Source organism: Shewanella waksmanii, assembly GCF_043643685.1.
GTDB classification, from domain to species: Bacteria; Pseudomonadota; Gammaproteobacteria; order Enterobacterales; family Shewanellaceae; genus Shewanella; species Shewanella waksmanii_A.
In genome coordinates this window covers 309,036-320,844 of sequence record NZ_JBHZSN010000006.1, presented here as the reverse complement: position 1 = coordinate 320,844, position 11,809 = coordinate 309,036, and the positions used below count along the sequence as shown (strand labels likewise).

Sequence of the window (11,809 nt, the reverse complement as noted above, 5' to 3'; positions counted from 1 at the left end):
TAGGTATTAATACAAAGGTATAGTTTTTTGTAAATCCTTAAATTTAAAATGATATTCATAATTTGCATTTATTTTAATTGATTTTATTAATTTTATTTATTTGGTTTGGTGTTGTTTTTTTATTTTCCCTAATGCAGTATGTGCAGCCTAAAATTATCGCATTTTAAATTAATGTGGGTAGTTAAGTGGTAGGGAATGGTAATACTTATGGATAAGTTAAATAAAAATACACCCGCTCAGGAAGATAAAACGCTTATTGCTGGTATAAAGTCAGACAATAGTAATGAGACTCATAATTTAATAGGGCAGTGTTTGAAGGGGCGCTACCTAATCGAGTCGCATATTGGCAGTGGTGGTATGAGTGATATATATAAGGCTAAGGATTTGCAGTTTGAATCTGCTGGTATTGCCGAGCCTTATGTGGCGATTAAAGTGCTGCTTCCACAATACAGTGCAACACCAGAAGCTCGCCAAGTCCTTGTGAGAGAGGCGAGAAAAACTCAGCAACTTTCCCATCCAAATATCATCAGAGTTTACGATGTTGATTCGGACAATCAACACCACTTTTTGGTGATGGAGTGGCTTGATGGTGAGTCTCTAGATCAAGTTATCAAGCGTTCAAAGCCACTGGGTATTAAGTTTGACGGCGTGATCAAAATTATCACTCAAATAAGTGCAGCATTGGAGTATACCCACAGACAAGGTATCGTTCACACTGACCTAAAACCTTCAAATATTATTCTCACCCGTCAAGGACAAATCAAAGTTTTCGATTTCGGTGTAGCTAGGGCGCTGCAGTTGAATTTTGATAAGTTTGCCGTACCTAATCAAGAAGTTAGCTCTCCCCTTAGTGGCTTTACACCTGCTTATGCCAGCTTAGAGCAACTAGAAGGGCAAGATGGTTGTGCTGCAGATGACGTTTACGCATTTTCCTGTATTGTTTATGAACTGCTATCAAGTAAGCACCCGTATCACAGGCAAGCGGCAAACCAAGTCGATATTGCTCAGTTTAAGCTTGAAAAGCCCAAAAATATCAGTTTATTACTGTGGCCCATATTAAAAAAAGGCTTAGCGCTCCATAAGCAAGATAGAGCGGTAAGCGTTGATAGCATGGTTAGGCGTTTGGCGACACCTAAGTGGCCAGTAATGACATCAGTTGCTGCAGCAATCACCTTAATTGTAAGCGTCGGTTGGCTTTATCAGTCACAACACAATGAAATTGAACAACTGCAACACACTGCACATATCGTTGTGCAGCAGCAACAAAAGCTCGCTGATTATCAGCAGTTGAATGGCCAACAGTTACTTGGCCAGTATGCCGCGATCACTGATATTAGTCCGTTGAGCAAACAAGGTTTGTTGGCGATGAAACGCCCACAAATCATGGCGATACTAGCGCGTGATATAGAACAAGTACCGCGCATCGGTAAGGGGCAATATCGTAACTTCAGTGAAATTAACCGGATTTTGCGTGAAGGGCAGCTGCTATTTCCAGACTCAGCCACCCTAGCCAGTATGCAAGTTGAAGTGGATACCAATCAGCAATCGGTATTAAACGCACTGTCTGAGCGGCTTAATATGTTGTTAGCGCAAGGTCGATATGGTGAGCACGGAAGCAATGATATTGGGGTAATTTTAAATGATATGCAGATGGTCCAGTCAGGATATGCATTTGTGCCAAGTGACGCTGCATTTGAGCTATACCAATCACGATTTAACCAAGCATTATCAAACCACGACCTGAAAGCATTAGCTTCGCTTGATGAAGTGGGTGAGTTGCTATTTGCACATCATGAACAAGCTGTTGATTTACTTGATTATGGGCAGAAAATGAGTGCAGCGGTTGTCGAAATCAATAGCTACAACCAAGCCATCTCTCAGGGGCTTGACAAGCCTTACCCTTATGGTGCCGCAGAAATTTACTATGCCGAGACATTTGAACAACTTTCCGTGCAGCTTGATAGCGTGTCTACACCGAAAGAATTACATGCCTTTGACGGTGTGGTGAGTGATCTGGCCACCAATTTACCGCAAGATTTTCAACCTCTTCTTAAGCTTGAAAAGCGAGTCGCTGCAACGTATTTGAGATTCGCCAATATTTATATGGAAAAACAATATTTTAAAACGGCAAGAGATCTGATTGCTCGCGGGAATGAACTGTTTGAACGTCTTGGCGGCGTATAGTGAGACTATGCGCGGATCTTAATTTTATGCAATGGAACTAGGATTGTAATTTGCTATGGAATTAGCCTTAGAAATTGTCAGCTATCATCGGCTATCACCAGAACAGGTATCCAACAAACGCTTGACAGAATCAATGACGCTAGGTCGTTCACAAAATAACGACTGGCATTTACCTGATCCGGAAAAAGTCGTTTCAGGTGTCCACGCTCGGATCGATAAGCAACATGATGGATTTTACCTTTCTGATTTGTCGACCAATGGCTTATTTGTTAATCGTGCAGTCGAAGCGTTAGGTAAAGAACGTCAGCATAAGTTGGTTGATGGTGACTTACTCACTTTTGGCGACTATGAAGTAAAAGTGTCAGCGATTGGTGCGGATGCGGCCAGCAATGAAACCTGGAATGAATCAAGCCTGGCTGGAGGCGACTCACTGCCTGTATCAAGATCGCAACCTCAAGTAACCGGTTTAGCTGTCGCTAGTGTTTTGCACAATGCCTCACAAACACCGGGAAGGTCAGTCTCATCAGAAAGTGATACTTCAAGTTTACAACCCATGCAAGCACCATCAGTGCATCCTGACTTGCAAGATCATATTCAGCTACCTAAACATGCAATACCAGAAGCTTGGGAGCAATCTTTCGAATCATTATCAGAACCCGAGAGTATTGGCGGTCATCAAACAGACAATCATAGCCCTAATCACCAAACCGCGGCACAACCTAAGCAAGCTGTTGATCTAGACTCTGGTGATATGAAAGCTTTCTTTGACGGGCTGGGAGTGGCTAAAGAGCAATTACCTTCAGTGGTTTCCGATGCGCTTCTATTTGAAATGGGGCAGAGCATGAAAATGATGCTCGAAGGCTTAATGGCGACGCTACGTCAACGGTCAGCGCTAAAGAATCAGTATCGAATAAATCAAACGACTTTCCAGCAGCAAGAAAATAACCCGTTGAAGTTTTCCGCTTCAATTGATGATGTGTTTCAGAACCTATTCTTACGCAGAAGTAGCACCTTTTTGTCATCAAAGCAGGCCATTTCAGCGGCTTTTAATGATGCAAGAAAACATGATGAAGCCTTTATCGCAGGAGCGTCAGGGGCGATGCAAGGCTTACTGACTCAACTAGATCCACTGAAAGTTGAGCAGCAACTTGCTCACTTATCGGTGGTGGAATCTTTGATTCCAGGGCAAAAACAAACCAAGTATTGGCGCTTTTACAAGAGCTTATATGAAGACATGTGTAGTGATTTTAAACAGCAAGGGCATGGGGCTCTTTCTGATGATTTTATCAAAGCCTACGATGAAAAAATTAAGACTATATAACGGGTGCAGATGATGAATATGGATATCAAAGTTTGGCTATTTAGGGCCATAGTCGCAGGGTGTGGTATGTTGTTGGCGGCATGTTCAACCATTAATGCCATTGTTCCCCCTTCCACTGACGTAACGTTCAACGCTTCAGCAGATATTAATCCAGATATTAACGGGCGACCATCTCCTGTTGTGGTTAAGTTATTTGAGCTGTCTTCTAGAACCATTTTTGATACGCAGGATTTTTTCACCCTTTATGAGTCTGCAGAAACCATCTTAGGTCCAGATTTAATTAAGAAAGATGAATTAGAAATGCAGCCTATGCAACAACTTGAATACCCGATGACGCTCAATACCAATACTCGATATATCGGCGTAGTTGTCGCCTACCGAGATATTGATGCGTCACGGTGGCGCTCGGTAGTCGAGGTTGATCCCACTGGCTATGACGATGTGAATATTAATATTGAGAAGATTGCGGTTTACAGCACTGAGCAATAAATGCCTATCAGGAAAGTGAGTTTATGAGTGATTTTAGCCCTGTAGCCTGGACCGAAGGCATGTTTTTGCGTCCGCAACATATGCAACAACAAGAACGGTATTTACATCATCAGTATGCCAGCTTAGCCAATCGGGTAACGCCTCTGGCATGGGGAATATATCGATTGGAAATTGATGAGAGTTTATTGCGAATTGGTCAGTTGCGATTGAACCACATCGAATGTGTTTTTCAAGATTCGACACTCGCGGTGTTACCGCAACAACACCCACTACCGGAAGCGATTTCTGTTGCACCGGGAACCAGTGACCAACTGGTTTACATCGTTTTGCCCGTCAGCAAAACCACTGGGCAGAATATTTCGGCAATGGGGCAAAATACCATTACTCGGTTTAGCTTTGATGATCACAATATTGTCGATACCAGTGTTGGGGCTGAAGCGATGGAGGTGTTGCAAGTGGCGAAGCTAAATTGCCAGCTCAAATTACAAGCTGAAGATAGGGCGGGTTATGTGAGCCTTGCTATCGCCAAGATCATCGATGTTTCCGAGGAAGGCGTTATTCGTCTTGATAAAAAATTCATCGTACCTAGCTTAGCCGTGGAGCATAACGAAGTGCTGCAAGCAATGATAAGTGAAGTGCATGGGATGGTGGTACAGCGGGCTGATGCGATTGCGGCAAGGCTGAGTCAAGCGCAGGGAAATGCTAGCTCTATTGCCGATTTTTTGATGCTGCAGTTACTTAATAAATACCAACCTATTCTTGAACGCTATCAAACCACACTCGGTATTCATCCTGAACAGGTCTTTTCGACATTTTCCTGCTTGTCTGCTGAGTTAGCCACTTTTAGCGCTCCTGATAAACGCGTTGCTCAGTTGCCTGATTACCACCATGAGAAGCTGAGTGCCTGTTTTAGCTCTTTAATGATGGTGCTTAATCAGTTCTTGAGTAGTGTGTATGAGCAAAGTGCGATTGAATTGCCCCTTGAACGAACCAAATTTGGGATTTATTTCAGCCAAATCGCAGATAAAGCCAGTTTAGACAATGCTGAGTTTGTATTAGCGGTAAAAGCCAGCATTCCCAACGAAGAGTTACGCCAACGATTGCCGGCACAGATAAAAATTGGATCGGTAGAAACAATTCGCGAGTTGGTCAATAACCAGTTGGCTGGTATTGGTGTAGCGGGGTTACCCGTCGCGCCTCGTCAGGTCCCTTATCATGCCGGATACCATTATTTTCAGCTTGATAAAACCCATGCGCTTTGGCGTAGCTTACAGGCAAGTGGCGGTATTGCTATTCACTTATCGGGTCATTACCCAGACTTAGATATCGCCCTATGGGTGATTCATAACTGATCTTCACCATATTAAGGATGATATAAAGTGAATGATAAAACGGTGGTAAAGCCACGCCCAGGTATGCGGTTAGCACCTGAGCAAGCACCAATGCCCACTGAGGCTGATAGCCAAAAAACTCAGGTTCAACACTGGCCAACAGCTCCCCGTGCTAATCAGTCCGTGTTGGGGGTGTCCCAGAATATTATGGTTGATCAGGCTGGCACACTGTTGTCGATCGGCATCCAGATCAGAAATAGTAATCATCATGATGACGTGACCTCTTTAAGAGTGCAGTGTCTCGAGTTAATTAAAAATTACGAACAAAACCTTCGCAATAGTCATTTAGCTGCTGAAGATATAGAGTCAGCACGGTATTGTTTGTGCTGTTTTCTCGATGAGACTGTGCTCAATACCACTTGGGGAGGAGAGAGTGTTTGGGCGTCGGAGAGCTTACTGTCAACGTTTCATAAAGAAACCTTAGGCGGAGAGTATTTCTTTACTTTAATGCAAGACTGCTTACAACAACCACAACAAAAACATCAGCTGCTCGAACTGATGTATTTATGTATAACGTTAGGTTTTGCGGGCAAAATGCGTCTAGAGCCTCAAGGTGAACAGCAGCTGGAGCAGTTAAGGGATAGGGCCTTCCAAGCGTTGCAAGCTGTAAAAGGTGATCGTCACAAAGCACTATCACCTAATTGGCGTGATAAAGTGGTTCAAGATGTGGCCTTTGTACAGCCATTTCCCATTTGGGTCATTGGGGCGTTATTTGCGGTCTTAACCCTGTTTATATACATGGGATTTAGTTACAGCATTAATCAATATTCGTCTAACGTGTACAAATCGTTGGTGGCGCTGGTGCCATGGCAGCCAACCAATAATCATGACGCGCAGAGTCTCAGTCGTGATGAGGCCTTGGTATTACAACAATTGTTGCAAACTGAAATTGCTAAGCAGTTGCTGGAAGTTGAACAGTTAAGCGATCGCACTCGCATTCGTATTGGTGCGGGGGTGCTGTTCTCATCGGGAAGCACTCAGCCTCGGTCTGATTTTGAGGCGATTCTAGCCAAAATAGCCCGCACGTTAGAGAGTACTTCTGGCAAGATTCTGATCACGGGCCATACCGATGATGACCCCATTTTTACCAGTAAATATCCTTCCAATTGGCATTTGTCTCTAGCCAGAGCCACCGCAATCGGTAACTTTCTTGCCAATAATGCCTCATTGAGTGGACGACTTTGGCCCGAAGGACGAGGGGAGTCTGAACCAAGAGTTGAGAATAATAGCGAGCATAATCGAGCGCTTAATCGGCGAATTGAAATCGACTTGCTATTTTAATTGTCATACAAGGGAACTGTTAAATGTCAATAAAATCATTGGGCAACAAGCTAGTTAACTATGTTAAATCCAAGTGGTTTATTACTATTGTTGGATTTCTTTGTTTGGCCCTTCTGCTTTGGTTTGGTGGTCCGATGGTCGCGATTGCGGGTTACGAGCCGCTAGCATCGCCTTTGGTCAGAGTTATTGTATTACTCAGTATCGTTATCATCTGGGGAAGCGTTCATTTCATCTATAAAGCCAAGCGTAAAAAACAAAGTGATGAGATGGTCAATCACTTGATTAATGGCGAAGGAAGTCAAGAAGGTGCCGTTGGAGACGAGGTTGTTCAAAATGAAATTGCCTTGCTGCAGAAGAAAATGCAACAAGCTCTCGATATTTTAAAAACCACAAAATTAGCCAAAAACAAAAGTATTTACGAACTGCCTTGGTACATCATGATAGGCCCACCTGGCTCCGGAAAAACCACAGCGATAGGCCACTCAGGACTCGAATACCCGCTAAAAGAGAAAATGGGTATTGATATGATTCAAGGTGTAGGAGGTACTCGTCATTGTGACTGGTGGTTTACCAATAAAGCTGTGTTGATTGACACCGCCGGTCGCTACACCACCCAAGATAGCCATGCAACTCAAGATAGTCGCGCATGGCAAGGTTTTTTGGGGTTATTAAGAAAATTTCGCCCCCAGAGACCAATCAATGGCGTGATCATTAGCATGAGTATGGCTGAGCTGCTGAATCAGACCAAGACAGAACGAAATCTGCATGCACGAGCAATTAAGCAGAGATTGCAGGAGCTGCAAAATCAGTTGGGTATGACTTTCCCTGTTTATGTGTTGTTGTCTAAATCTGATTTGATTGCGGGCTTTAATGAGTTTTTTAGCGACTTTGATAAAGAAGACTGTGAGCAAATTTGGGGTATTACCTTTGAGTTAGATTTGAGTCAGCCTCAAGACAATACTGTTAGCTCTTTCAACAAAGAGTTTCATGAGTTGTTAGTTAACCTCAATGCTCGCATTAATCAGCGTTTGATGCATGAAAGGGACTTGATTAGGCGTGCACGGATCTATGAATTTCCAAAACAGTTGCGACTGCTTCAATCTGCGACAGATGATTTTCTAAAAGAAATTTTCTCACCCAATGCTTATGAAGAGTCGCCATTATTACGGGGTGTTTATCTCACGAGTGCGACCCAAGAAGGTCAGCCAATTGATCATCTATCTCAGCATTTAGGCAGTGGCGTAACCAGCACTGTTGACAATAGTACTCATCAGCAAAGTCGCAGTTATTTTATTAAACGGCTTTTGGAAGAGGTTATCTTTCCTGAGAAAAATCTTGCTTCGACGAATCGAAAACATACGCAAAAGAATAAAAAGCTAAGGCGGGTGACGATTGCGATGGCCGCCACTGTAACATTGGTGATGACTTATGCGTGGTGGGACAGTTATCAGTGGAATCGTCAGCTTATTGATGGCACCCAACAAGCATTGACACACTATCAACAATTGACAGATGGCGGGCTGAATCCGCAGTCGCAAATTGTGACGTTAACTCAGGGGTTAACCCAATTGCACGTGTTGGCGCAAGGTGTAGACAACGATCGTTTGCAGCAGGCAAAAACGTTGGGATTATTCCAAGGCGATAAGCTAAAACAGCCTGCGGATGCCGCTTACCAGCGAGCACTGGAGGGGTATTTTAGGCCGTTTCTTATGCAGGTGCTTGTGCAGGAAATGGCTGAAAATAGTTCACACCTTAACTACCTGTACGAAACGTTAAAAACCTATTTGATGTTTTATCAGCCACAGCACTTTGATGCCGATGATATTCAGGTCTGGTTTTCTGCTTATTTTGACCGCAATGTACCAGGTAAAGTTAATGCCAGTATACGTGAACAACTTAATGGTCACTTAGCTACCCTGCTAGGAATTGGAATTCGTGGCTCGACAATCAATGAAGAAGCGGTCATTCAAGCTCGGGCGACCTTGACGATGCTACCTTTGGTTGAACGTGCATATCAACGACTTAAAAGCGATCATCTGCAAAGCAGTATTCCGGATTTCAGGCTGATAGATATTCTTAGTTATGAGAGTCTTGATGGGTTGATGTTTCAAAGCGGACGAGCGCTTGATGCGGGTATTCCCGGGCTGTTCACCTTTAATGGTTTCCACGGTATTTTTAGCATAGAAAAAAGCAAAATTGTCAAAAATCTAACCGCGGATAGTTGGGTTTATGGTGATGATCTAAATCATCTTGATGAACAAGCCAAGCAGCGTTTAGCTGCAGAGTTAGAAAGGAAGTACATTCGTGATTATATCTATTACTGGGAAGACTTTATTGCTGATATCGCAGTGAAAAATTATCAAACGCTGTCACAAGCAGAGATAGTTACCCGAGCTTTGTCTAGCCCAGATCAGCCTATTAAAACCATCATTTCAGCGGTACAGAAAAATGTGCAATTGACTAAGTTACCACTATCAACAAATGCCAAAGCGGCAGTTGAAGTCGCTAAAAGTGCCAGTGATGTTGCGTTTCAATCAAAGAAAACCCAAATCAATCGTTTATTACCTAAAGAACCGTTGCAAGTAGAAGTGGAGCTGCCAGGTAAAGACGTTGAGCTCGCGTTTAGCGAAATACTGTCGATAGAGCTTAGCCAATTAGATGAGATTCAAACCACACTGAGGGCGCTGAATCGAAACATTGGCAAGATTATGCTCAATGGTGACAACCGCGCAAGCTTGATGAATCAAAGTTTAGAAGGTCAATTTGCTCAGTTAGGTAGCAATCTGGCAGAGCAGATCATCGATATGCCATATCCAGTGAACAATTGGCTCGATGATATTGCTTATCAAGCGAAGCGCATGGCAAGTAATAATCAAAATCAACGCTTTAATGGCATTTGGCAATCGCAAGTTTTGGCTGAATTCAATCGTGCCATTAAAGGTCGGTATCCGTTTAATCGCCAAGCTGCAGAAGATGTACGTCTGAAAGACTTTAGCAAATTCTTTGGCTATGGCGGGACGTTAGATAAATTCTGGGACCAGTACCTCGCCAGTCATGTCGATACCAGTAAAAAACCTTGGCGCTTTACCAAGAACATCGGCATCAGCAATGACATTTTATTAATGTATCAGCGAGCGGAAGTGATTAAAGAAGCGTTTTTTGAACCCGGTACCAAAAGACCCAAAATCGATTTTACGTTAGAGCCGCAACTGCTTGATAGCAACGTCAGCTTATTTATGTTGGAAGTCGATGAACAACAGCTTAAATACCGTCATGGCCCGTCACGAAAAGAGCAATTTGTTTGGCCAGGCATCAGTGCCAATAACGAAACACGCATTGCATTTACTCCACCCAATGGCGGACGTTCAATTAACATCAAATATGAAGGAGAGTGGTCGTTTTTCCGCTTGCTTGACGAGCTAAGTAATAAGCGCCCTCAGACTAAGCAAGATGGTGTACTAGAAATTGAGTTAAGTGGCTACAACGCAGAACTGAAGCTGGTGGCCAATAGCGTAAATAATCCGTTTTGGATGGCCAATATGGAGCAGTTTTCATGTCCACGAAATCTCTAAACCCGATCGGCTACTGCGGCAAAGTACCGTCAAAGGGAGATTTTGTGCAGCATAATCTCAGTGCCGATTTTATTAAAAGCTGGAGTGAATGGCAGCAGGCGGTCGTTGCGGTCAGTAAGGAGCAAATACCACAATGCTGGTTAGATTGTTACCTAACCAGCCCTGTTTGGCATTTTGCGTTGTCAGCTGGTGTGTGCAGTGACTTTGCCATGTGCGGCACGATGATCCCAAGTGTCGATAATGTCGGTCGCCACTTCCCGTTTACCCTCGCGGCTCAGCATCGGTTAAGTCCTTTGGCTATTTGGCATCATAGCGCTGATTGGGCTCCGAGCTTCCAGCAAGCCATTCTTGAAACCTTGGAAGATGACTGTCAATTGGAACCTTGGTTGGCAAAGCTTATAGATAGGATTGATTTTGCTACCGCTCCTGAAAATCTACACATAAATGACCAGCATGTAGATCTCGTCAAAAAGTCATGGGTTTTCCAAGGCCGTGAAGGAATTGCTGCTGATCATTTATTGCATCGTTATTACCAACAACATTTTGGACGTTACAGCATTTGGTGGACAGAGGGCTCACAGTGGGTATCTCCCTGCTTTATCGTTTGTGAAGGTCTGCCAGAGGTGAGCCAGTTTGTGTCAATGCTCAATGGCCAATGGGCTGAAAGAGATTGGAATGTGGCGCGCGTCACGGAGAAACAGTAATGCATCAAACAAGTCATGGGATTAGCCATAGAGGTACGGTAAGAGAAATTAATGAAGATGCCTGCTTAGAGCTAACTCACTTGGGGGTTTGGGTCGTGGCAGATGGCATGGGAGGGCATGCAGCTGGTGATGTTGCCAGTCAACTTGTGATTGATGTTATTCAGGAGTCCTTAAGTCACTGTACGCCTGAGCAGGTTAGCCAAGCATTGTTGGTGAGTGCGTTGGAGGAAAGTAATCGACGTTTAAGACAGATGAGCGAACAACAATTTGCCGGAAAAATCGCTGGTAGTACCGTAGTTATTTTGTGGATTCATCAACACCAATATCACTTAATGTGGGCTGGAGATAGTCGAGGTTATTTGTTTCGCGGCAACGAGTTAAAACAAATTACCAAAGATCATAGTCAGGTTAATGACATGGTCGACGAGGGTGTCTTGCTCCCTGAAGAAGCTGAACAACATCCTTTAGCGAATGTGATCACCCGTGCCGTAGGAGTGGACGATTACTTATTAGTGGATATTAAGCAAGGTACCTTGGTCAATAACGATATATTCCTTTTATGTACGGATGGATTAAATAAAGAGCTGACTGATAATGAAATTGCTAATGCTATTCAGCCAGGAAATATCATTGATTCAGGTATGGCGTTAATTCACAGTTCATTAGTTCGTCATGCGAAAGATAATGTCACTTGTATATTGGTTAAAACTCACTACGGCATTTCAAATAATCAATCTCGCGATGTTGATGAAGGGGATAAAACCATACCTGTATTTGTGTAATTAATTCTCGTTATTGATTTAAATGTGTGATGCAGATTATTATGTCTTCTGATTGTTTTATATTTTTTATTTGTTTGGGTGTTTT

8 protein-coding genes are annotated in these 11,809 nt (G+C 43.3%); all 8 read left to right on the top strand.

Features of this window, described 5'->3' with window-relative positions:
- Positions 1-207 precede the first annotated feature (207 nt).
- The 8 genes from ACHUFW_RS12020 to ACHUFW_RS11985 are packed head-to-tail and all read left to right on the top strand — an operon-like array spanning position 208 to position 11,724.
- Positions 208-2,184 carry a serine/threonine-protein kinase gene (locus ACHUFW_RS12020; protein WP_394203340.1) on the top strand — a complete coding sequence of 659 codons (1,977 nt, stop codon included), beginning with the start codon at positions 208-210 and terminating at the stop codon, positions 2,182-2,184.
- A 55-nt stretch (positions 2,185-2,239) separates the two neighbouring features.
- Positions 2,240-3,505, top strand: a complete 1,266-nt coding sequence (gene tagH / locus ACHUFW_RS12015) for a type VI secretion system-associated FHA domain protein TagH (RefSeq protein ID WP_394203338.1) — start codon at positions 2,240-2,242, stop codon at positions 3,503-3,505.
- An 18-nt stretch (positions 3,506-3,523) separates the two neighbouring features.
- The gene (tssJ, locus tag ACHUFW_RS12010; protein WP_394203336.1) at positions 3,524-3,994 is read left to right on the top strand and encodes a type VI secretion system lipoprotein TssJ; all 471 of its coding nucleotides are present in this window, start codon (positions 3,524-3,526) and stop codon (positions 3,992-3,994) included.
- Positions 3,995-4,017: 23 nt separating this feature from the next.
- Entirely contained in the window at positions 4,018-5,346 is a 1,329-nt protein-coding gene (tssK, locus tag ACHUFW_RS12005; RefSeq protein WP_394203334.1) for a type VI secretion system baseplate subunit TssK, read from the top strand.
- Between the two features lie 27 nt (positions 5,347-5,373).
- Positions 5,374-6,666 carry a type VI secretion system protein TssL, long form gene (gene tssL, locus ACHUFW_RS12000; RefSeq protein WP_394203332.1) on the top strand — a complete coding sequence of 431 codons (1,293 nt, stop codon included), beginning with the start codon at positions 5,374-5,376 and terminating at the stop codon, positions 6,664-6,666.
- Between the two features lie 23 nt (positions 6,667-6,689).
- Positions 6,690-10,238: a type VI secretion system membrane subunit TssM gene (gene tssM, locus ACHUFW_RS11995; protein ID WP_394203331.1), complete on the top strand. Its 3,549-nt coding sequence runs from the start codon at positions 6,690-6,692 to the stop codon at positions 10,236-10,238.
- A complete protein-coding gene (tagF, locus tag ACHUFW_RS11990) occupies positions 10,220-10,942 on the top strand; it encodes a type VI secretion system-associated protein TagF (protein ID WP_394203329.1) in 723 nt (240 codons plus the stop codon). Before tssM ends, tagF begins: the two co-directional genes overlap by 19 nt.
- On the top strand, positions 10,942-11,724 hold the full coding sequence (locus ACHUFW_RS11985; protein WP_394203328.1) for a PP2C family protein-serine/threonine phosphatase: 783 nt from the start codon (positions 10,942-10,944) through the stop codon (positions 11,722-11,724). The genes tagF and ACHUFW_RS11985 overlap by 1 nt, the downstream gene beginning before the upstream one ends.
- Positions 11,725-11,809: the final 85 nt, after the last annotated feature.

Bases quoted from the DNA above. Each gene is read 5' to 3' on its own strand.
- ACHUFW_RS11985 (WP_394203328.1), top strand. From the start codon at position 10,942: ATGCATCAAACAAGTCATGGGATTAGCCATAGAGGTACGGTAAGAGAA.
- tssM (WP_394203331.1), top strand. From the start codon at position 6,690: ATGTCAATAAAATCATTGGGCAACAAGCTAGTTAACTATGTTAAATCC.
- tagF (WP_394203329.1), top strand. From the start codon at position 10,220: ATGTCCACGAAATCTCTAAACCCGATCGGCTACTGCGGCAAAGTACCG.
- tssK (WP_394203334.1), top strand. From the start codon at position 4,018: ATGAGTGATTTTAGCCCTGTAGCCTGGACCGAAGGCATGTTTTTGCGT.
- tssJ (WP_394203336.1), top strand. From the start codon at position 3,524: ATGGATATCAAAGTTTGGCTATTTAGGGCCATAGTCGCAGGGTGTGGT.
- ACHUFW_RS12020 (WP_394203340.1), top strand. From the start codon at position 208: ATGGATAAGTTAAATAAAAATACACCCGCTCAGGAAGATAAAACGCTT.
- tagH (WP_394203338.1), top strand. From the start codon at position 2,240: ATGGAATTAGCCTTAGAAATTGTCAGCTATCATCGGCTATCACCAGAA.